Raw genomic sequence first — 23,469 nt, 5'->3', positions numbered from 1 at the left:
ACACCTACAGGAACAGCACAAGGAGTAAGACGCACTAGCGAGGGTTGCGGCTTACGGTGTGGCCGCGGAAAGCGTTCGCCGTAGCGGACAACAACGTTTTCAAGCACACATTTTCCCATAAAAAAACACGCAAATCCTAACATTAGATTTACGTGTTTTTTCTTATTTGCTTTTCACAGATTGACGATGTTCAATACGGTGCGGTAAGATAACCGCTACCTTTTCGTCCTCAATAGGCTCTTTATTCATAAGCTTAGTCAATAATCGCATCGCTACAGCTCCAATATCATATAGCGGTAATGCTACACTTGTAAGCTGAGGGCGAACCATGCGAGCTAACTTAGAATTTTCAAAACTGATGACTTCGATATCCTCTGGCACATTTTTTCCAGCATCTTGTGCACCATGAATTAAACCGATAGCAAGTTCATCACTTCCTGCAAAGTAGGCAGTTGGAGGGTTTTCAAGAGCAGATAATGTTTCCCAAGCTTCTAAGCCCATATCATAGCTCGATTCCTCTGCAGCAATTAGTGATTCATCTAAACTTAACCCTGCATCTTGCAGTGCCTTTTTATAAGCTTCAAGCTTGAATTTACCATTAATCGTATAAGTAAGAGGTCCTGTTACAAAGCCAATTCGTGTATGACCGTTTTGAATCAGTAACGAAATCGCTTCATAAGCTGCCTGGAAGTAATCAATATTAACAGTGGCGATTGTTTGTGATTCGTCTACAGAACCCGCCAGAACAATCGGTACTGGTGAATGATCCATCGTTTGTTGCATCTTCTCTGTTACTTCATCACTCATCATTACAATTCCGTCCACTTGTTTACCTAGCATTGTATCTAGCAACTGTAGCTCTTTATCTTCATGTTGATCTGAGTTGGCAAGAATAATATTGTAGCGATACATTGTAGCGATATCCTCTACACCACGTGCCAGCTCTGCATAAACATTATTTGCAATATCTGGGATAATCACGCCAACTGTTGTAGTTTTCTTACTTGCTAACCCTCGCGCTACTGCGTTCGGACGATATTCTAATCGTTCAATTACTTCTAATACTTTTTTTCGTGTTGCTGGTTTTACATTTTGATTACCATTGACTACACGAGAAACGGTTGCCATCGAAACATTCGCTTCTCGTGCAACATCATAAATTGTAACAGTCATCGTACGTGCCTCCCTTTTTCCTTTTATAGCCTTATCATACGATAATTTTCGCATCATTTTCAAGAAGTGTACGTATATGAAATCAAATATCAAGTACAAATAGTACTGTTATAGACATTTTTTTGTCACGATATAGTAAACACCGCCTGCTTATTGCGCAAGCGGTGTGAAAACATTATGCGTGAATTTCGTGATTCTTCATGAATTTTTGTAGCGTTTCGTAGAATGCATCGAATGTTGGTATATCCATTTGTTGTTGTGAATCTGAAAGTGCTACAGATGGATCTGGATGCACCTCAGCCATTACACCATCTGCGCCGATTGCAATTGCTGCCTTCGCACATGGTAATAATAAGTCGCGTCGACCAGTTGAGTGTGTTACATCGACGAATACTGGTAAATGTGTTTCTTGTTTTAAAATTGGTACTGCTGAAATGTCTAATGTGTTACGCGTCGCTTTTTCGTACGTACGAATACCACGCTCACATAGGATGATGTTTTCATTCCCTTTAGACATAATGTATTCTGCTGCATGAATGAACTCGTCAATTGTTGCTGCTAAACCACGTTTTAATAATACAGGTTTATTTGTGGCACCCGCTGCTTTTAATAACTCGAAGTTTTGCATATTACGAGCACCGATTTGGATAACATCAATATAATCTAGCGCTTCTTCTAAATGACCTGGTGTTACAATTTCCGTAATAACACCTAAACCAAATTCATCAGAAACACGCTTTAAAATTTTCAGCCCTTCTAAACCAAGACCTTGGAAGTCATATGGAGAAGTACGAGGTTTGTAAGCACCGCCACGGATTAGCTTTTCACCTTTAGCTTTAATAGATGCTGCAACTGCTGCTACTTGTTCGTATGATTCAACTGCACAAGGACCAAATACGAAAGATGGTTTTCCTTGCCCAATTAGCTCACCATTAACATTAATGACAGTATCTTCTGATTTTTTCTTGCGTGACACAAGTAATTCTTTCTTTTTATCAGCTTCTAATTGTTTTAAAGCTGTTTTAAAGATTTGTTTAAAAATATAATCAACCGTCATTTGGTTTAACGGACCGTGATTGTGTTCCTTAATTAGATCAAGCATGTGTCGTTCACGCAATGGATCATAGCGATTAACACCTTGTTTTTCTTTAATCTTACCGATTTCATCTACTACAGCTGCACGTTCGTTAATTAGACGAAGAATTTCTAAGTTTAATCCGTCAATCTGACTACGTAAGCTTTCTAAATCTTTTTGGCTCATGCTTCTTGCTCCTCTCCCCATGACAGACACTTTCAGAACTCTGAAATGTATGTTACATTTTTAGATATTAGCATCATTATAATCAATGTTGTTCAGAATGTCACGCATTTTTAATTTAGCGCTTCAACTCGCTAAATTATTTTGAGTTATTTCAAGGAAGGAAGCGATTACATTGAGTTCAAAATTATTTGCACTTGATATCGGTACACGTTCTGTTGTTGGCATTATTTTAGAGGAAGATAATGATCATTTTCATGTACAAGATATTTTAGTAAAAGAACACAAAGAACGGGCCATGGTAGATGGTCAAATACATAATGTCATGTATGTTGCTGAATTAATTAATGAAATTAAACAAGAGCTTGAAGAAAAGCATGGACCATTATCGAAAGTAAGTGTCGCTGCTGCAGGTCGTTCATTAAAAACAGAGCAGGCAAGCGTGACCATTAATATTCGTAACCGCCCTATATTCACTGAAGAAGACATTAGTCGCTTAGAATTACAGGCAGTTCAACAAGCACAACAACAGCTCCTACAGCATAAAGAGGATGCCAAAATAAGTCACTATTATTGTGTTGGCTATTCCGTTTTATATTATCGTCTAGATGGTGAAGAAATTGGTAGCCTTCTCGATCAGCAAGGTGACGAGGCACAGATTGAAGTCATTGCGACTTTCCTTCCACGTGTCGTTGTAGAATCGCTGATCGCTGCCTTAAAACGTGCGAATTTAGAAATGGATGCCTTAACATTAGAGCCTATTGCCGCAATTAATGTTCTCATCCCTCCTACAATGCGCCGTCTAAATGTGGCACTTGTCGATATTGGTGCAGGTACATCCGATATTGCCATTACCGACAAAAGTACAGTCGTGGCATATGGGATGGTGCCAACAGCGGGTGATGAAATAACAGAGGCGCTTAGCGACCATTATTTGCTCGATTTCCCAGTGGCTGAAGAGGCGAAGCGTCAACTGCACTGTGCTGATGAAATTTTAATTCAAGATATTTTGGGCTTTGACCAATACTATCCAAAAGCTGAAGTGCTTATCGCAATTGAGCCTGCTGTTAAACAACTTGCTAAGGCAATTGGAGAAGAGATATTGCGCCTTAATAATAAAACTGCCCCAAAAGCTGTGATGCTCGTTGGAGGTGGTAGTTTAACGCCTAATCTAACAACAGAGATTGGCCTAGTACTTGATTTACCAGCAAATCGAATTGCTGTACGCGGTGTGGATGCCATTCAAAATTTAACAAAGGAGGAGCATATAAAAGCATCCCCTGAGTTAGTCACACCAATTGGCATAGCCATTGCTGCAAAGAAAATGCCAATACAATATATGAGCTTAACGGTAAATGAACAAATTGTACGTCTTTTTGAATTAAAAGAAATGACAGTTGGCGATGCCTTTTTAGCAGCCAATATTCGAGCTAAACAATTATATGGCAAGCCAGGACATGGATTATCTATTAGTGTGAACGGACAAGATATTTTCATACCTGGAGGTCACGGTCAACCAGCACAAATTTTAGTTAACAGTCAACAAGCCACTACAAAAACCATTATTAAAACAGGCGATGCCATTCAGTTAATTGAAGGTCAAGATGGACATCCAGCCACTGCTACGGTAAGAGATATTGTTGACCAAGCAGTGACTAAAACGGTAACCATTCAAGAAACAAAATACGTTATCGAACCAACAATTACTGTCAACGGTTCACCCGTTTCTATGGACACTGTGTTAAACGATCGGGATATAATCGTGTTTGAAATAGCTGAAACGGTTGAAGATATATTTAAATTTACAAATAATACGCATTTACTAAAGCAATTTGAATCTTTTGTTGTTTATGTCGATGGAAAACCATTATATTTACCAGCGTTTTCCGCTCAGTTACTCATTAACGGAAAACCAAGTAAACTATCATATGCTGTTCAACAAAACGATGTAATTACCTTCTCGCAACCAGCATTACCTACTGTACAGCGAATTGCTGATCATATGAATGTTTTACTTGAAGATAAAATCATTATTCATTTCCAACAGGAGCTAGTAGAGCTGAAAAAAACGACAAATGACATGCTTGTTAACCAGGCAGTTGTTTCACCGCTCTCAACTGTCCCCAATGGAGCGACAATTGCCATTCAGGAAAAAGATCGAAGTCCTTGGATTTATCAGGATGTTTTCCGCTTCTCTACTTGGCAGCTACCAACGACATTTAAAGGGCATTTTACGATTCTCCGTAACGGACAACCTGCATCATTTGATACAGAAATCTTTGGTGGCGACCAACTAGAAATAGTTCTTGAAGACGCACCTTTATCATTATAAGCACGTGTACACAAAGAAAAAGTGTTAGATTGATTACAATCAATCTAACACTTTTTGCTATATCGTTGATGTCTGCTAAGGCAGCTGCTTTACGGCTTAGCATGTAAGTGCAACCCCGTAAGAGTTATCGCCCTTTGCATCATCAACGAATGTTCTCTATTAATTTTTTATACTATGCACGGACTTCTTGTGCTTTCTCTTCATCCGTTTTTTCCTTTTTTTCTGACACTTCTTCTTGTTCTGATTTAGCATCATCGATAAAGTCCTCAAGTGGCTCTTCCCCTTCGAAAGAGACCGTACCATCATCAAAAACAGTTGGTGCTTTTGCAGTCTTGAGTGTCTTTACTTTTTCAACCAATTGCGAAGATTGCTCTTGGATTTGTTTTGATAATTGCACTGTTTTATCTTTAGCTGTTGATGATAAATCCGCACTTTTATCTTTTAAATTAACAGCTTGCACTGCCACATCACTACGTAAATCTTTCCCTGATTTCGGAGCTAATAGTAACCCTGCAGCTGCACCCACTATACCCCCAACTAAAGCGCCAATGACGAAATCTTTCATATTTACACGCTCCTCTTCATAGATCGAATCTTGCGAATTATAAAGCTGTGGCAATGTACTTTCTAGTTGTTGTTCCTTCACTTCGTTAAAGTTTGGCTTTTGTGTAGTCATGGACAATTCCTCCCATTTTATAATCTAATGCGCCTAGACGTATGTATTTCCACTTGAATGTGTCATACAATATAAATCGCCTAAGGCTTTATTTATATTCAGCTGGCGTTAAGAAAGCACCAGCTAAATAATAATTATTTTTTGCGACCCCATTTTCTTTTTGGCTTGTCCGTCTGAACTTCCTCAAAACTATATACGTCCTCAGGCATTATTTCTGGTGCCTGCTCAATTACTTTACGCTTTTTCCATTTATCTGCAATGCCCATTGCGACATTACTCCATTGAACAACTTGTGCGATTTTTTCTTCATTCTGTTCAACGCTTTTTGAAATAGATGACGTAATTTGCTGCACTGAGGCATTTAAACCATTTACAGAGTCGCCCATTCCTTTTACTGCATGAACAACGGTATTTAATTGCTCAGATTTTTGTTGAATATCTTCCGCTAGGCTATTTGTTTTAATTAACAAAGAAGTCGTTTCACGTGTAATCCCTTCCATTTGTTTTTCAATGCCTGCTAATGTTCCAGATAAACTGTTAAGTATTGACTTGAGTGAAAATAACGTCATACCGACGCTCACACATAAGAATAAAAAACCGATCGCTGCTATTATTGCTGCAATATACAAAATGACTTCCATAAAATAGACCTCCTGCTAGTAATAATTTCTCTCTGTATACTATTACTTACCTTATCTTCGACAAATAAAACTTAAATCCTTCTCATATTTGAGAAAAAACAGCTTATTCCTTGCGGATTAAGCTGTTTCGTTGCTTTTAAGTACATCTTCAAAGGCATCTTGGAACTTGTGAACATCGCCAGCACCCATAAATAAGAATACTGCGTCTTTATGCTTTGTTAACACGTCGATACCTTCTGTAGTAATTACAGCACTCCCGTCAATAAGTGAAGCTAAATCCTGAATGGAAAGTGCACCTTGTGTTTCCCTTGCAGAACCAAATATATCACATAAGTATGCTGTATCAGCCAAACTAAGGCTGTCTGCAAAGTCCTGTAAAAACGCTTGTGTACGCGTGAATGTATGCGGCTGGAATATCGCTACTAATTCACGTTCAGGATATTTTTGTCTAGCCGATTGAATCGTTGCACGGATTTCTGTTGGATGGTGTGCATAATCATCGATTAAAACATGATCCCCAATATTCGATTCTGTAAAACGTCTTTTTACACCTTTATACGTGTTTAAACGTTCTTGAATAATTTCAGATGAAATACCTTCATATTGGCAAAGTGTAATAACAGCTAGTGTATTTAACACTGCATGGTCGCCAAATAATGGGATAAAGAAAGTACTATAAAATTCATTACGCACAAAAACATCAAATGTTGTGCCTTCTGTTGTTTTTTCAACATTACGTGCCTCAAAGTCATTTTCAGCGCCAAAACCGTAATAAACAACAGGTACTTTTGCTTGAATGCGTTGTAGATGTTCATCATCGCCACATGCGATAATCGCCTTTTTCACTTGTAAAGCAAGTGATTGGAAGGCTGCATACACATCTTCAATATTCGCAAAGTAATCTGGATGGTCGAAATCAATATTTGTCATCACTGCATAATCAGGATTATATGCTAAAAAGTGTCGACGATATTCACACGCTTCCATCACGAAGAAGTTAGCATTTTCATGGCCTGCACCTGTACCATCACCGATTAAATAGGAAGTTGGCTTATAGCCGCCTACAACATGTGCCATTAAGCCCGTTGTAGATGTTTTACCATGTGCGCCAGTAATAGCAATCGATGTGTAATTGCCGATATACTCACCAAGAAATTTGTGATAACGAATAATTTCTACACCAATTTCTCGTGCTCGCACTAATTCAGGATGGTCATCAGGAAAAGCATTCCCTGCAATTACTGTCATACCTTCTTTAATATTATCCGCATTAAAAGTGAAAATTGGAATATTTCGTTCACGCAACGGCTGTTCCGTAAAGAAATATTTATCAATATCTGAGCCCTGTACTTGTTCACCAGCATCAAATAAGATTTGTGCAAGCGAACTCATGCCAGAACCTTTAATGCCTGTGAAATGAAAAACTGTCATTAATTAAACCCCCCGGGAAATACAAAATCCCATCTATCATCTATTAGGTGTATCGTATTTTGCACTAGGTATTAATACCTTTACACGTACAGAAAAATACGTACTATGTTAAAACATCTTGTCTATTATAGCACTATTTATGCACAAGGATAAATGTGCAACTTTTCTAAAAAAACTAATTTTGACGAAAGTCAGATAATCTTTACGAAAACACTGCAATTCTTATTCAAACATAGCAATTAAATCTTGTTCAGTAATATAGCTTTCACGTGGTTTACTGCCTCTTGCCTCCGACACAAAACCATGAGATTCTAACATATCAATTAATCGTGCAGCACGATTATAGCCGATATGATACTTACGTTGAATAAGAGATGTAGAGGCCCCACCTTGCTCATAAACAAAACGGCAAACATCCTCAAACAGATCATCTTGCTCTGCCGATACTTCAGATTTCTTTAAAAGTTCCTCTTGGTCGAATATATAATCTGGTTCGCCTTGCTCACGAACATGCTCGATAATTGATTCGATTTCATCATCAGTAACAAATGTCCCTTGCAAACGTACTGGTGCAGACATGCCATTACCTAAATATAGCATATCGCCTCGTCCCAATAATCGCTCTGCTCCTTGCCCATCTAATATTGTACGTGAATCGATTTGTGAAGATACCGCAAAGGCAATTCGTGTAGGGATATTGGATTTAATAAGACCTGTAATAACATCTACAGAAGGTCTTTGTGTTGCAACAATTAAATGTATACCACAAGCACGTGCCTTTTGAGCAATACGACAAATCGCTTCCTCGACATCAGCAGGCGACATCATCATTAAGTCTGCTAACTCATCAATGACAATTAAAATATACGGCAATTTTAAACTATGCTCTTTATTTTTTTCTGCTAAAGCATTATAACGTGTAATGTCACGTGCACCTGCATGAGCAAATAACTGATAACGTCGCTCCATTTCCTCAACTGCCCATTTTAACGCTGCTGTTGCAGCCTTTACATCCGTAATGACTGGACTGACTAAATGAGGAATATGATTGAACGGAGCAAGTTCTACCATTTTTGGATCAATTAGCATCAGTTTTAATTCATGTGGTGCTGCTTTATACAATAGACTAACTAAAATAGAATTAATACAAACAGACTTACCTGATCCAGTCGCCCCAGCAATTAAGCCATGCGGCATTTTACGTAAATCAATCGTCACAGGCTTCCCTGTTAAGTCCAGACCTAGTGCCGCTTCTAATGGTGAATCGGAATCGAGGAATGAAGCACTATTTGTCACTTCTGATAAACGAACAGCACGAGATACTCGGTTAGGAATTTCTATTCCGATAGAGCTTTTTCCTGGAATCGGCGCCTGAATTCGAATATCCTTTGCAGCTAAAGCAAGTTTCAAATCATCAGCTAAGTTACGAATTTTACTTACCTTCGTACCATGACTTACTGTAATTTCAAATTGTGTTACCGCTGGACCTTGCATAATCGATTCAATTTGCGCTGACACTTGGAAATAAGATAGTGCTTCCACTAGTGTGTCCCCTTGTTGCTCCATCCACTCTGTATCTTGTGTTTTTTCCTCAGGCGGCTCTAAAAATTCATCCGTCGGTTTTTGATAAACATGAACAGGCTTTTGAGGTATAACTTCATTTTCTTTCGCTTCAACCTCCGAAATTACCAATGCATCAGTCTGATTTCCCTCTACTATTTCAGCTTTTTCAATGCTTTGAATAGCAATTGTTGTTTCTGTAAGTTCGGCATTTGGTAAATCATGATTTGTTAACACTGGCGCTGTCGTTTCTTCGATTACCTCAGCATCCATTACTGTATTTTCTGCTTGTGATAAAGCATTTTCTTCAATCATTATTGCTGGCTTGTTTTCGATTGCTCCAGCTTCAATACTTGTAATTTCTTGTGAAGGTACTTTATTTTCTTCAAACAGTATTGGTGCTAAATCTTCTTCCAATGGCTCAACTTTAATATCTGTAGTTTCTGTTTGAAGTAAAACATTTTCTTCAAACGTTGTTGCTGCAATTTCTTCAATCGCCTCAGCTTCAACCGCTATATTTTCTTTTGTTGGCAAAGATGTCATCGTTGCTACAGGTGACATCGTAATAACAGAAATACTTTCCGTCTCAGTCTCTCTCGATGATGGCTCTTGCATTGATTGCTCTACTTCTACAATAGGAGAAGGTGTTTGTTTGTCTTCTGACAACGCTACAGCTCCATAATTATCGCGAGTAAACGCACTCTCATTTAGCTTTTCTTCTGTAGAAGTTTTGGATATCGCTTTTAGTTGCTGTGAAATTCGCCATTTCTCTTTATCTGTTTTTAACATTAAAACATTAAATGGAATACGGCTCTTTTCTTGCTTTACAGCTGAATCCTCTACTATTTCTTGTTGGTCCTCTTCATTCGTTGGCTGAACCACTGTCACTTCCCCAATGTGAATTGTAGAATTCTCAATTTGTAATTGCTCAACAACTACTTCTTTGACATGAATTTCTGACTGATCAGCAGAAAGCTGCTCGACAGCTAGTTCTTGCTGTACCGCATCTTTAATTTGCTCTTCAAAATTCATCGTAATGGATGTCGTTTGGGGTACAGGTAACTCTAAATGATCGTCATCTGTTATTAGATTTTGTTGATCTGCCGCAACTTCCTCGAATGTAATCGGTTGCTTCGATGGCGCTTCCATACATACTTCATCCGCCGATTGGCTATGCTCAGCTACATCTTCAAATGTAATCAGCTGCTTTGAAGGTTCTTCTGTATACGCTTCAGTCGCTGATTGGCTGTGCTCCGTTGCTTCAACTTCCTCAAGTGCAGTTGTTTGGTTCGTTGGCACTTCAATTGAACGTGGTATTTCAAGCAATTCACGAACATCGATGGAGGCTTTGATAGGCTCTTTTTCTTCTAGTATATTTTCAATAAGCTCATTTGTTGTCGCTTCTTTTGCAAACTTAGCCACGGAAGGTGTTTCAGCCTCTTTCTCTTCCTTCCGTTTATTCAATAACTGCTCAATCGGGCTTGGTTTTGCAAAGCCATAAACTGGCGAAGGGACATCCGTTGGCACAAAGCGCTTTCGATTCTGAGCTAAAATGTCTTCCGTTTTGCTTTCCTGTTTTACACTTGGCTCCTTATGAACAGGTTTAGCCTCAACTTGTGCATCACGGAAAATCATACTTGCCTTCGTTGGATATTCTTGCTGTTTAGGCTGACTGCGTGTTGTCGTCGTTCTGCCAGTTCTCTTCGAACGATTTTCTAATAATTCACGGATACCAGAAACCTCTATATCGTAAACACGCGAATCTGCCATTTTATGATTTAAATGTTTGGGCAACGTTAAATCTTCAATATATCCATAAGAGTCATCCATTTGATCAAACACGTCTTTTGATTGGGATGCTTGAAGCTTATCTTCTTCATCATCAATTAAAGGGAATCGGAAAGCTTTTTGTTTTGTAGCGGATGTTTCATTCAAATGCTCATTTAACGGCTGTTGGTGCTCTGGTTGTTCCTCGTACTCTTCATAATATTCATCATATTCATATTCATCTCTATTTAAAATTTTATCAATTTTCTTTTTAAACCAATTCACGTTGTTTCACTCATTTCTCTTACACTTCATTTATAGCATTGTTTTAGTTTTCAATAATCGACTATTAAAACTAAGTTCAATGTCCACATCAAAAAGCATACCATAAAAATGATATAGAAACTCGTATTTATAGGCCCGAGCTAGACAAAAAATCGTTATACCACCAGCTATTGGTAGTCTAACGATTCTTTTACAACTTATATAATTAACGAGATGGTGTCTCAAATGCGCTGCCTATTACAGCATCCTCAGGTAAAACTAAAATACCTTTCTCAGATGGTGCATTCGGAATCGCTAATTCACGCGCTGAGCATAACATACCAAATGAGTCTACCCCACGTAAATTTCCTTCTTTAATAAGCATTCCAGAAGGCATTACAGCGCCAATTTTAGCAACAACAACTTTTTGACCAGCATCAACATTCGGTGCACCACATACAATTTGAAGCGTTTGTTCACCTACATTTACAGTACAAATACTTAATTTATCGGCATTTGGATGCTTTTCTTTTGTTTCAACGTAGCCAACAACGAATTTTGGTGTGAAATCTACATCAAGGCTAATTGCAGCGCCATTGCTTTTAATAGCAGCTTCAAGCTGTGCTACAAACTCTGGTGTAAGCTCGACATTGCCTCGTGCCTCAACTTGAACATACTTGCTTGCATTAAATAAGTTAAATGCTTTTATTTCTCCTGTTTGTGCTTCTTTTAAAATGACGATATCTCCAGCACGCTCTACCTCTGTTTTCACAATCGCCTCAGTAGCCAATTGTACTAATAATACATCTCCCACATGCTCTTTGTTGTAAAATACATTCATTATTTTTCTTGCTCCTTTTTTACTCTGTTTTTTGCTAATATAAAGATTGGTTCAAGCTCCCCATCTTCATAAATAAATGATAATGACGTAATCGGTACTGTCCCGACAGCAAAGAAATGCATCGTCATCTGTGCTAATACATCATACCCTGTTTCATTACGAATATCACCTAGTATTAATACATCCTGATGAGGTACAGATACCGTCATATCACCTTCCATTTTTGCTCGCATTTCTTTTAAAAAGTTTTCGTTTAAAATCCGACTTGCATCATAGCCGTCATTTGCATTCACAAAATAAAAGACATTTCCTGCTACTTCATCTTGTTTATAGACGGTTGGTAGCTGTTTGACAGAAAATCGTGCCATTTCTCGAATTTGTTCTTCTGTCAATTTTAGTGTGTCTAACATCGATTCATCAATAAAGCGATATGTTTTTCCTAAATCAAGCGCATAGAAAATACGTGTTTCAGCAGAATGCTCTGTCGTGATAAACGCATGTCCTTCTTTAGAAGCTTTCGGATAGGATGTTGCACGAATTACGGGAAAAATTTTCCCAGATTCTTTGAAGCCTCGCTCCTGTTCCTGCTCCATCGCTAAAAAAGTTTGCTCAATCGTATAGACAACTTCTTCAATTGCAGCCTCTTGCTTTTCATTATATTTTGCTAAAATACCTGGTAAAGAGAGCTCCATCCCTTTGCCTATTTTTTTATGATTCAAGCGTAATTTATCTTGCTTTTTATCAAATTGAAAATCAAATTTTTGCTCACTTAACTGCTTTTTTAATAGGGACACAAGTTGCTCTGATTTTATTTTTTTCAATTAGCTCACGTCCTTTCTTCATAATGAAACGGCTCACATAATTTTGTGAACCGCGCTGGTCAAAACTATGCAATTATTTAATCTTAACCGAATGAACGATTTTCGTCATCTCATGAAGATTATTTTCAATATTTTTTGCTAGAGAAATGGTTGTCATTTTCACGCCACCACAGCTTACGATTAACTCAAATTCATCTTTGTTATCTGTTTTAGAGACAGCAGCAAAACCGAAAATACCATCCTTTTCATAGGTAGTTTCATCGATAATTTTCTTCGAACTATCTTCTTGTAGTAAATTATAATAGAGTTTACTATTGGCTTTTTCGCGATCATTGATAAAAAGAATATACGAGTCCATTCCTTTTGATATTAAAATATTATAAGCATCTGAACTATCATCAATTTTGTATTTTGACGGTAAAAACAATTGTATATGACCAATTTTGTCGGTATATGCTTCTGGCTCTTCTTCAAAAACCGTTTCCGTTATTTGAAGTCCACTAGCAATTTGTTCATCATCCGATTGATTACATCCAGAAAGCCCCAATAGTAAAAGCAGTAATCCTAGTGCTTGTAGCCATACACGAGACATTTCTATCTTCCTTTCATTGCTAACTTTTTTCTATTTTAAAAAAATTCTAGATAAGTTGCAACATCACTGCTCCATTCTCACTAGTTCAAAGACACTATTTTTGCGCTATTGTGAACAAATATTGTCCAATAAGCAGCGCGACAATATGCTCAAACATCGTCTGACGAGTTACAATTCCTTGCGTAAAAATACCCACAGCCCCAGTACCTTGACGAATATCTAATCGCTGAGTGTATTGTTCCATTACAGGCCCAAGCTCCTTGCCCGCTCTTATTTCCTGGGCAATTTCCTCTGGCAAAATAATTTGTGCGCCTGCTGCTGTAAATGTCGTACCATCTGCTAATGTAAGAGCTCCCCAGTTACAGACGTACATATCACCATCTATTTCCGTCACGCCACCCTCTAGTCCAAAAGAAAGCATAGCACCAGTAGCAATCGATGTATTCTTTGCACGATTAATCGCGCCAAGTCTTGTTTCTTCAGTAGTTATTGGTTGTTCTGAAACTTGTGAAGGTGCTTTAAAATATGTAAAATTTACTTTTTCAAAATATTGATTAACTATTGCTTGAACTGATTGGATTTTCGCTTTATTCGTTGTCCCAATAGCAATTTCCATTATAATCCCTCTTTCTTTGCATAGAAAAAGATGCCCTAATAGGCACCTTCTGTTTTACTTATACATTAGCGCGAATCGTCTCTAATGTCGAACGATCAGCTTTTTTCACTAATTCTACAATTAATGCTTTAGCTGCAGCATAGTCATCAATATGAATAATCGATGCTGATGTATGGATATAACGTGAGCAAACACCAATTACAGCACTTGGTATACCGTCATTAGATGTATGTACACGGCCAGCATCTGTGCCACCTTGAGATACAAAATACTGATAAGGAATATGATTAGATTCTGCCGTATCTAACACAAATTCACGCATACCACGATGTGTTACCATTGTACGGTCAAGTATTCGTAATAATGTCCCTTTACCTAGTTGACCAAATTGATTTTTATCTCCAGACATATCATTAGCTGGTGATGCATCTAAAGCAAAAAATAAATCAGGCTTAATCATATTAGCTGAAACTTGAGCACCACGAAGGCCAACCTCTTCCATAACATTTGCGCCTGAATATAAATGAGAAGCTAATTTTTCATCTTTTACTTCTTTCATTAATTCAATCGCCAGTCCACAGCCATAACGGTTATCCCATGCTTTTGCCATAATTTTTTTCGGATTTGCCATCGGCGTAAATGAACATACTGGGATAATTGACTGTCCTGGACGAACACCAAGAGCAATTGCATCCTCTTTATTGTCTGCCCCAACATCAATTAGCATATTTTTAATTTCCATTGGTTTTGCTCGTTCTGCATCTGTTAGTAAATGCGGTGGAATAGATGAGATAACACCTGGAATTGCACCATTTTTCGTGTACACTTCCACACGCTGTGCTAACATAACTTGGTTCCACCAGCCACCTAGTGTTTGAAAACGAATTAATCCATTATCAGTAATCGACGTTACCATGAATGCTACTTCGTCCATGTGACCTGCTACTAGGATTTTAGGGGCATCTGATACAGCACTATGCTTTACACCAAAAATACCACCTAAATGATCTTGAATTACCTCATCTGAGTACTTCTGTAGCTCAGAACGCATAAATGCACGCACTGCATGCTCATTGCCCGGAGCCCCAGGTAATTCAGTTAATGTTTTAAATAATTGTAATGTTTCCTCATTCATGATGACTCTCTCCCCACGAAGTAGAATTTTCTTCCTTGCTTATTGTATCATAATTATTTCAGAAGTCGAAATATTGATACATTTCTTGAAAGTCCTTTATAATGAACGTGCTTTCCTTCTTTGTGCTATGCTAAAATAGAGCTATAGGAAAAGGAGGAAATTACCCATGAAATTACGTGATTTTTTAATTGGTGTTGCAACAGGCCTCGCCGCGGCAGTCATTATTAAAGAAGCTAGTGAAAAAGTTTCTCCGTATGTACCCGCAGGACAAGTACTTGAAAACATAAAAAAGGAATTTAAAAAGGATTCGCCAATAGACGGTTCTTGGATTTTTATGAAAACTGACAATTTCACAAATGGATTTATGACTATTCCTGTTTATCGTGGTGGTATTTCACGCATGCACGAGGGTGAAATGCAAACATTCGAGTTTGCTGCAGATGCACGCTCTGGCGTAGTCGTAGAATTGACGGAAGTTTAACAAAACATCATAGAATAGCATGTGGACATAACAATGTCTCACATGCTTTTTTTATTTTCAAAAATTTAAATGTTGGGACTTGCTTACACGCGCTTCGCGGAATCAAACCCTTGCTCCGCGGAATTACGCTCTCGCTTCGCGGAATTACGCTCTCGCTTCGCGCACACACTCTCGCTTCGCGGAATCACGCCCTTGCTTCGCGGAATCCACTCCTTGCTTCGCGGAATTACGCTCTCGCTTCGCGGAATCACGCACTTGCTCCGCGGAATCACACTCTCGCTTCGCGGGATTATATCCTTGCTCCGCGGAATCACGCACGCGCTTCGCGGAATCAAACCCTTGCTCCGCGGAATCACACTCTCGCTTCGCGGAATCACGCCCTTGCTCCGCGGAATCACGCCCTTGCTCCGCGGAATCACACCCTCGCTCCGCGGAATCACGCTCCCGCACTCCGCAAAAAGCGCCCGCGCATAGTAGAAATCACTAGCAGTCGTCGTTTTTCGAGTTTTTCCCTAAACTAAAAGGAGGTATATGTGTTATACCTCCTTTTAATCAATCTTATTCTTCTAGACCTTTATTATTGAAATACTTTTTATATTTTCGATAATAATTTAAATTATTTAGTGTAAGCTTTACCCAACGCTTTGCATTCATGTCCTTATTGAAGTAAAGAGAATTTGTATACTTCCCTTCACGGATCAATTTTTGCGCTTCAAGCTTTAGCTTTTCGTTAGAAGCGTATTTAAATAACACGCCTTTCGGAATAATCATCCATAAATGCTTGTCTTCTACATACGTTAACTGTTGCTCGATATTTAACATATGGTCGTCCGCAACATATTTCATTAAATTATGTCCGCTTGCCGTTACATAATAGCTTGAGCGTCCGTTACGTAAATTTATTTCGAATAATTTATATTGTTTGTCGCGAATGTCGTATTTCATATCGAAATTAGCAAAGCCAGTATAACCGATATCCTCTAAAAAGTGGCGTACTTGATCCATAAGCTCTTTATCGTATGTCGTAACGATGGCTGCATAGCTTCCGATACCTTCTGGTGAATGCTCTTCTAAAATCGGGTTACCTAAACACATTAGCTTTACTTTGCCGTCTTTTCCTACATACGCATTTAACACGCGCATATACGAATCATCACCAGGGATGAATTCTTGAATAATCATTGTATCTTGGTAAGTAGAACTATAAATAGCTTTTAAAATTGCACTTTTTTCCGCTTCATCGTGTGCAACGAACACCTTTTTCTTGCCTGGGAATTTACATGCCCAATATTCTACTGAATTCGATGCTTTTATAATGATTGGGTAGTTAAATGGTGGCGTGAAATTTTCATAGTTTTTCGCTGTTACCGTTGTTGTACCTGGATATTTAAAGTCGTACTTCTCACACATTTTATAGAAATTTTCTTTTAATAAAATTTCAACCATTAATGATTCATCAATATATGGTACTGTAAAATGCTCCTGTAATGCAGGTTTGTTTTTAATGATGAGCTTTGCATAATCATCGCCACAAGCAAGTAGCAGTAATTTTTTATCAGCATATTGCTTTGCAATTTGAGCAAGTGCTGGTGCAAATACGTCCTGTTCATTTAAACGATCAATTTCTTTAAATTCTAAAATATGGCTATCTTGTGTTGCTGTTAAATGTGAACGTCCTAATACAAGTGGCTTAATGCCATATGCCTCATAAAATGCTCGTGCCATGCCGTATGCATTCATATCTGATCCTAATAATACTGGTAAAAATGGTTGCTCCGTTACCATAATTTATTTCAACTCTCTTTTGTGTTTTAGTATAGCTTTTAGTGTATCATATTTTCCAAAATGTTCACGAAAAAAAAGCCCCCAAACGGAGACTTTTCCATTATTCATAATGCACCTTATAGTCTTCCGATGTAATCCATTTCAGTTTCATCGAGAAGATTCGTAGTAAGACAACATTTAATAGAATAGGCAGGGCGATAAATAACGTTATCGCTATTGTTAGTGTATAAGGTGTCCAACCTACTAAGCTTAAATACTTCAATGGTCCAACAAAGCCACCTAGACCGAAACCAGCACTGTATGGTGTACCTACAATTTCAAAGAGTCCTGCTAAGGCGCCTAATATTCCCGCAGTAATAATCATCGGAAAAGCTATTTTTGGCTTCATGAAAAAATTACGCATTTGAATTTTTGCAGATGCTACATGGGCAATGGCAGTACCAATATTGTTCGCCTTATAACTTGCAATACACATCCCTACACCAGATGCACAAACACCGAGATTGGCTGCACCAGCACCGATGCCTGATAACATAATTACTGTAGCTACACCTATAGTAGAAATTGGTGAAATAATTAATATTGAGAAAATCATAGCAATGAGTGAGCCCATTACTACTGGCTGTAACGTCGTTAAATGTTCAATAATAAGTCCAACATATCCTGAACCTGTACGCACATATGGTAAAATGGCGTTGCCGATTAAACCAGGTACAAACATAGCAAGTGCAGGCATTAATAATAGTGTAAAGTCCTTCAGCTTATTACCTAAAAATTGCACAAATAACACAGCTAAAGCAGTCGTAATCCCAATATTAATAACAACACCAATACCAGCAATTGTAATGCCTGTATCTGGATCAATAGTATATACACCACTACCAACAAATGCAGCTAGTCCAACGCTACATGTTTGGACAGGTGTTAATTTAAAGCAAATTCCTGTCATGACGCCAATAATAACAGGTAGTAGACTCATTGCTAATACAGATGTATTTAAAATAATTTCTAGCTGGGGCACATAAGGAATTATTAGTTTTAATATCTCACCTACTAATGCATTGGGAATTAAACAAACAACAATTCCCATACTCATCCCAGTTAGTACATTATTGATAAAATTTTTCATTGTATTTCATTTCCCTTCTGTCAATCTAACGCTCTTTGATGTTATCTTAGTATATTAATATTAGATTAATCAGTCAATATGTAATATTCAGAATATTACATGTTAAAATTGGTAAATAGCATATTATATCACCACTCAGAAAGTAGTCGTTTCCAAATAGCTGAATATTACAAAAAAATATTTCGAAATATTAAAAATACATATTTCCTTTCCAGAGCTCTACACTCCATTTTTGAATGTCTAAAAATAAAAAAGACTATAGGCTCTTTAAGCTAGCCTATAGTCTAAAGTGTGGTCTGTAAAAGCAATCACACATGAAATCCATATATTATTTATTAAATGTAATAACAGCTTGTCTGCTACGTTCTAATTTATCAACAATTTCCTTGCCTGTTTCATCCCATTTAATCATACGGTAATATGCATCATGGTAGAAAATAAAACTGTAGCCATTTGCTAAAGCTTCCTTCATAAGACGTTCTTTGGCAAAAACACTCGTCATTGGATAATCATCATATGCTAACACCCATAATGGATTTTGATGCGCATGAGTTGGCATAATATCTGCCATATGCAACATTACTTCGCCATTTTGCGTTAATTTAATAATAGCATGTCCATCGCTATGTCCACCTGTATGAATCATTTCAATTCCAGAAGCAACCTCTAACGACCCTTCATATGTTTCTACTAAATGTTGAACAGGCTCCCAATTTTCTTTCCAATACGTATTTTTAGAGCGAATATTCGGCTCACGCATTTCATCCCATTCAATTTTTGTTACATAAATTTTAGCATTAGGGAATGTAGGGACTAAAACTTCACCTTCCCATCGTGTAAGACCACCCGCATGATCAAAATGTAAATGCGTCATTAAAATTGCATCAATATCAGCCGTTGTTAAGCCAAGCTCTTGCAAACTATCAGCTAGAGTTGATTCTTCTGTTACTCCATAGTTTCGCAATTGCTTTTCATTTAATTTGTTAAAACCAACACCCGTATCAACAAGATAGTTTTTCCCATCATATTGTATTAAGATAGGCTCTGTAGGTAATTCGATTTGATTGTTTTCGTTTACTGGATATTTGCGTGACCAAAGTGGTTTTGGTACTACGCCAAACATTGCACCGCCATCAAGGCAAGTGACACCCCCGTTTAGCCATGATAATGACATATTATGAAACTGTAACTGATCCATCCATACTCCCCCTACTGTTTGCTATTTTTTAATAAATTGCGATTCTAAACGATAAATCGGCTGTCCTTTAGCAGAAAACTTTTGCTCATATTCTGTCATAATATTATCTTCTGGCATATTTGCATGTAGGTCGAGTGATACATACTTTAATAACATACCGTATTCAGACATACTAATTAAGGAATACTCAAAAAGACTACGGTTATCCGTCTTAAAATGGATTTCCCCATTATCCACTAGAATCGACTCATATAATTTCAAAAAACCCTCGTGCGTTAAACGACGCTTTGCATGGCGTATTTTTGGCCAAGGATCTGAGAAATTCAAATACACACGATCTACATCATTTTTTTCAAAAAATTTATTTAAATCTGCGCCATTTACTTTTAATAAACGTAAATTCGCTGGAGATTTAGCTTCTAAAATGTTTTCTAATGCGCAAACAATTACGCTATCATAAAGCTCAATACCGATATAATTAATATGTGGATTTTGCAAGGCCATTCCAGTCACAAATTGACCTTTCCCAGTTCCTACTTCAATGTGTAGTGGGTGATCATTGCCGAAAACAGCTTGCCAGTTTCCTTTAAAGTCTTCAGGATTTGGAATAATCACCTCTGGATGATTTGTAATCATTTCCTCTGCCCAAGGCTTATTTCTTAATCTCAATTTTCTTCCTCATTTCTTAATAGTGAAATTATTGATTTTTTATTAGTATAACGTAAAAACGTCACATTCGCATGATATTATTGCGAAATGACGTTTTTTGACTTTTCCAATGTTATACATTTCCATGCTTGTTGTTGCACTGTACATCGCACGACTACATCCTGCCCAATCGCTCCGATATAATTTCCATCAGTATGACAATCAACGCTATTTGCATGCACAACAATATCAAATTGCTCGCTTTGTAAAAAAGATATTTCTTGAAACTTTGTATGCTTTTCAAAAAAAACAGTGGCAAAAATTAATAGTAATTTCACTCTAGAAATATTGTGGACAATAGTTAATTCAACTTTGCCATCATTTGCTTTAGACATAGGTGAAATTTTCATGCCACCGCCAAAATACGGTTGATTGCTTGTAGCGACAAACCAGACATTTTGAAAATGAATCGTTTGATTTTGCGTCTGAACTGTTACATCGAAACAACTAAAGCGAAATAACCCTCTAACTACTGCAGCGGCATAGGAAAGCTTACCAAGTCCTATTTTATTGAAATAGTATTTAAGACGGGACTTATTTATGTGCCTTGTGACATAGGCATCAAAGCCGATTCCCGCATTATTAACAAATACTTCGTGTTGCATTGCTCCTAGCTGCAGCTTTCCGATATCCATCATACTGGCAGACAATTCCGACCTGACATAAAGTTCAATCTGTTTCGCATTTTTAAATGTTGGATAATAACGGGCAAAATCATTACCAGAGCCTGCACTGACCACGGCAATAACGACTAATTGATTATGTACAATGCCACTAACAACTTCATGAACGGTGCCATCTCCGCCAACTACTATGATTAACTTTTTTGTTTGGTCTTTTTGCGCCCATTGCTCAGCAATTTCTTGACCGTGCCCTTCGTATTGTGTAAGAGCTACTTGATAATCAATGGATAATTGCTGCTGCAATCTATTCCAAACAATTTTACCCTTCCCATTCCCAGCACACTCATTAACAATAAATAATACATGCATCTGTTAGTCCTCAGCTTTTGAAGATGTTTGTTGCCAAATATCACGATTAAAAGAAGTCGTTTGCACATTATTTAAAATTGTTTGAGCTGCTCGAATTTGCATATGCTTCATAGGTGATGAAACATTTTTTAATGACTGCATCCATTCATTATAATTACGACGGTCGACTAAGCGAACACTAAAAGATGAACCTGGGTAATCGAAATAACCATTACGTGTTAAAATAACCTTACGAATCGGCATGTCTATTTGGTCTTGCTTAAATAATTGTGTTAGAACAGATTCCATTCTGCTTAAGCTAATCATCGGATTGAGTATTTTTGAATCCTTTGTCCCCACTTTTTTCAACCAAAAGCGTTCACTGCCACCTACATATACCGCCTGATTCTCTGCTTCAAGCACAGTAATACAAATGCATTCTGTTGGTGACATTAACACAACATCCAGCTCGATCGGTGCTTTTCTCACCTGTAAAATCGGATAGTAAAAGACTAAATAATTATCTGGTAAGTTTTGTAGCAGTGTACGTAACAAAGAATCGCGCATAAATCGAGGATCTACATACGATTTTTCTCGCAAAGTGGAGCTTGCCCATTTCATTTGAAAATGAAAAAATTGGTCTATAAACATCCGCTTCAATTCATGGATGGACTGAGGTGCGTAAACAATATTCGGTTCAAAAGATAATGTTGTTTCCTCTTCTGGAATGATATCTTCTTCATCGGCAAATTCGTTCGTCACGTCTACTTGCTCAATATCTTCTTGGATATCTTCCTTTGGACGCCCTGTAAAAATCTTTTTAATGAATGAGAAGCGATCTTTTTCTTCAAAAGAATCATTGTCTTTTTCATTTTCAGTATGCTGCCATTCCGTTATATCTTCGCCTAATTCCCATTGACGTTTAATGCGCTCCCATTGACTTTTTTTTAAGCGCACAAACTGTGTTGGGTATCTAGCTAAATCAATTTGATAACGTGAAATATAATCTTGTATTTTCACTAATTGTGCCATGTTTAGGTCACTCCAATCTACTACCCCATATCAACTTTGCCTCATTGGCTTTTGTTCTACTACCAATTAAAGGTTCTATCCTTTTTATTTTACATGACGTTTCAGGAGAATACATGCATATTTTGTTCTATAAAAAAGAGCTAGCCTAGCAGCTTGGCTATTAACCAAGTTATAGGTAGCTCTTTTTAATTACTTACTGTTATTTAGCATTGATTGAAAGTGGTAATTTCGCCTCAAATGCTTTTTGTAATTTACGAGTCCATTCTCCAGGAACACCTGCGCCGATTTGACGACCATCCACATCGATAACTGGTGTTACTTCAGAAGAAACGGATGACACGATAATTTCATCCATTGCTAATAAATCGCCTTTTGTCATTGGCTCTTCAATAACAGGTAAATTAATTTCTGCTGCACATTTTAAAATAACTTGGCGTGTAATACCATTTAAGATGTAGTTATTTGCTGGGTGTGTGTAAAGTTTACCTGCCTTAATACCATAAACATTTGCAGATGAGCATTCCGTTACAATATCACCACGGTGTAAAATTGCTTCGTAGCATCCTTTTTCAGAAGCCTCTTGTTTTGCAAGTACAGCTCCCAGTAAATTTAACGATTTAATATCACAACGTAACCAGCGCACATCTTCTACCAATGTTGCCTTTACACCTTTTTCAAAATTTTCGATTGAACGCTCGCCAGCTTTAACATTGCCTGTTAGGACAGCTGGTACGCTTGCATCTGGGAAGATGTGGTTACGAGAAGTCGTACCACGTGTAATTTGAAAATAAACATGACCTGTTTCTAAGTTGTTTTTTTCGATTAAATCATGCAGTAATTTGTGTAAAACGTCTTTTGTATAAGGAATGACAAGACGAATTTTTTCGGCACTAGCATAGAAACGATCAATGTGCTCTTGTGCTGTGAACATATTTCCGTTATATACTTTAATTACTTCATATATACCGTCTCCAAATTGGTAACCACGGTCTTCTGGTGAAATTGTAATAGATCCTTCTTCAACGATTTGATCATTCCATAATGAGTATGCCATGTTC

20 protein-coding genes are annotated in these 23,469 nt (G+C 37.6%); 2 read left to right on the top strand and 18 right to left on the bottom strand.

What is annotated here, in order from left to right; all coding sequences use genetic code 11:
• Nucleotides 1–162 precede the first annotated feature (162 nt).
• Nucleotides 163–1,173 carry a catabolite control protein A gene (ccpA, locus tag JNUCC52_RS19345; RefSeq protein ID WP_139859829.1) on the bottom strand — a complete coding sequence of 337 codons (1,011 nt, stop codon included), beginning with the start codon at nt 1,171–1,173 and terminating at the stop codon, nt 163–165.
• A 175-nt stretch (nt 1,174–1,348) separates the two neighbouring features.
• On the bottom strand, nt 1,349–2,434 hold the full coding sequence (locus JNUCC52_RS19340; protein WP_139859827.1) for a bifunctional 3-deoxy-7-phosphoheptulonate synthase/chorismate mutase: 1,086 nt from the start codon (nt 2,432–2,434) through the stop codon (nt 1,349–1,351).
• A 172-nt stretch (nt 2,435–2,606) separates the two neighbouring features.
• On the opposite strand from JNUCC52_RS19340, the gene JNUCC52_RS19335 reads away from it, so the two are divergent.
• Complete coding sequence (locus JNUCC52_RS19335; RefSeq protein ID WP_337980583.1) at nt 2,607–4,763, top strand: cell division protein FtsA; 2,157 nt, start codon at nt 2,607–2,609, stop codon at nt 4,761–4,763.
• A 172-nt stretch (nt 4,764–4,935) separates the two neighbouring features.
• Here the strand turns inward: JNUCC52_RS19335 and JNUCC52_RS19330 are convergent, their stop codons facing one another.
• From JNUCC52_RS19330 to JNUCC52_RS19290, 9 genes are all read right to left on the bottom strand, one after another.
• A complete protein-coding gene (locus JNUCC52_RS19330) occupies nt 4,936–5,439 on the bottom strand; it encodes a YtxH domain-containing protein (RefSeq protein WP_173477569.1) in 504 nt (167 codons plus the stop codon).
• Between the two features lie 134 nt (nt 5,440–5,573).
• A complete protein-coding gene (locus JNUCC52_RS19325) occupies nt 5,574–6,080 on the bottom strand; it encodes a DUF948 domain-containing protein (RefSeq protein ID WP_173477570.1) in 507 nt (168 codons plus the stop codon).
• 117 nt (nt 6,081–6,197) lie between these two features.
• Nucleotides 6,198–7,511, bottom strand: coding sequence for a UDP-N-acetylmuramate--L-alanine ligase (murC, locus tag JNUCC52_RS19320; protein WP_173477571.1), 1,314 nt, complete (start codon nt 7,509–7,511; stop codon nt 6,198–6,200).
• Nucleotides 7,512–7,733: 222 nt separating this feature from the next.
• A complete protein-coding gene (locus JNUCC52_RS19315) occupies nt 7,734–11,123 on the bottom strand; it encodes a DNA translocase FtsK (protein WP_337980582.1) in 3,390 nt (1,129 codons plus the stop codon).
• Between the two features lie 205 nt (nt 11,124–11,328).
• Nucleotides 11,329–11,943 carry a YtpR family tRNA-binding protein gene (ytpR, locus tag JNUCC52_RS19310; RefSeq protein ID WP_337980581.1) on the bottom strand — a complete coding sequence of 205 codons (615 nt, stop codon included), beginning with the start codon at nt 11,941–11,943 and terminating at the stop codon, nt 11,329–11,331.
• Entirely contained in the window at nt 11,943–12,764 is an 822-nt protein-coding gene (locus JNUCC52_RS19305; protein WP_337980580.1) for a DUF1444 domain-containing protein, read from the bottom strand. The genes ytpR and JNUCC52_RS19305 overlap by 1 nt, the downstream gene beginning before the upstream one ends.
• 73 nt (nt 12,765–12,837) lie before the next feature.
• Entirely contained in the window at nt 12,838–13,356 is a 519-nt protein-coding gene (locus tag JNUCC52_RS19300) for a hypothetical protein (protein ID WP_173477575.1), read from the bottom strand.
• Nucleotides 13,357–13,450: 94 nt separating this feature from the next.
• Nucleotides 13,451–13,972, bottom strand: coding sequence for a DUF84 family protein (locus tag JNUCC52_RS19295; RefSeq protein ID WP_173477576.1), 522 nt, complete (start codon nt 13,970–13,972; stop codon nt 13,451–13,453).
• Nucleotides 13,973–14,030: 58 nt separating this feature from the next.
• On the bottom strand, nt 14,031–15,107 hold the full coding sequence (locus JNUCC52_RS19290) for a M42 family metallopeptidase (protein WP_173477577.1): 1,077 nt from the start codon (nt 15,105–15,107) through the stop codon (nt 14,031–14,033).
• A gap of 166 nt (nt 15,108–15,273) precedes the next feature.
• Between JNUCC52_RS19290 and JNUCC52_RS19285 the strand changes: the two genes are divergently transcribed.
• A complete protein-coding gene (locus JNUCC52_RS19285; RefSeq protein ID WP_173477578.1) occupies nt 15,274–15,588 on the top strand; it encodes a hypothetical protein in 315 nt (104 codons plus the stop codon).
• Between the two features lie 558 nt (nt 15,589–16,146).
• Here the strand turns inward: JNUCC52_RS19285 and JNUCC52_RS19280 are convergent.
• The 7 genes from JNUCC52_RS19280 to dat all read right to left on the bottom strand — a co-directional run bounded on the left by JNUCC52_RS19280 (nt 16,147) and on the right by dat (nt 23,465).
• Nucleotides 16,147–17,373 carry a carboxylate--amine ligase gene (locus tag JNUCC52_RS19280; RefSeq protein ID WP_337980579.1) on the bottom strand — a complete coding sequence of 409 codons (1,227 nt, stop codon included), beginning with the start codon at nt 17,371–17,373 and terminating at the stop codon, nt 16,147–16,149.
• A gap of 100 nt (nt 17,374–17,473) precedes the next feature.
• Nucleotides 17,474–18,502 carry a PTS sugar transporter subunit IIC gene (locus JNUCC52_RS19275; RefSeq protein WP_139860161.1) on the bottom strand — a complete coding sequence of 343 codons (1,029 nt, stop codon included), beginning with the start codon at nt 18,500–18,502 and terminating at the stop codon, nt 17,474–17,476.
• 328 nt (nt 18,503–18,830) lie between these two features.
• Nucleotides 18,831–19,700, bottom strand: coding sequence for a YtnP family quorum-quenching lactonase (locus JNUCC52_RS19270; protein WP_139860163.1), 870 nt, complete (start codon nt 19,698–19,700; stop codon nt 18,831–18,833).
• A 21-nt stretch (nt 19,701–19,721) separates the two neighbouring features.
• Entirely contained in the window at nt 19,722–20,369 is a 648-nt protein-coding gene (trmB, locus tag JNUCC52_RS19265) for a tRNA (guanosine(46)-N7)-methyltransferase TrmB (protein ID WP_173477580.1), read from the bottom strand.
• Between the two features lie 77 nt (nt 20,370–20,446).
• Nucleotides 20,447–21,400: a diacylglycerol/lipid kinase family protein gene (locus JNUCC52_RS19260; protein ID WP_337980578.1), complete on the bottom strand. Its 954-nt coding sequence runs from the start codon at nt 21,398–21,400 to the stop codon at nt 20,447–20,449.
• A 3-nt stretch (nt 21,401–21,403) separates the two neighbouring features.
• Nucleotides 21,404–22,411: a nuclease-related domain-containing protein gene (locus JNUCC52_RS19255; RefSeq protein WP_173477582.1), complete on the bottom strand. Its 1,008-nt coding sequence runs from the start codon at nt 22,409–22,411 to the stop codon at nt 21,404–21,406.
• 199 nt (nt 22,412–22,610) lie between these two features.
• Nucleotides 22,611–23,465 (bottom strand): D-amino-acid transaminase, encoded by an 855-nt coding sequence (gene dat / locus JNUCC52_RS19250; RefSeq protein ID WP_173477583.1) that lies wholly within the window; start codon nt 23,463–23,465, stop codon nt 22,611–22,613.
• Nucleotides 23,466–23,469 lie beyond the last annotated feature (4 nt).

Origin of the sequence: Lysinibacillus sp. JNUCC-52, from assembly GCF_015999545.1 — a bacterium.
Lineage (GTDB): Bacteria > Bacillota > Bacilli > Bacillales_A > Planococcaceae > Lysinibacillus.
Note: the sequence above shows the minus strand (reverse complement) of the source record. Positions and strands in the feature narration are given on the sequence as shown.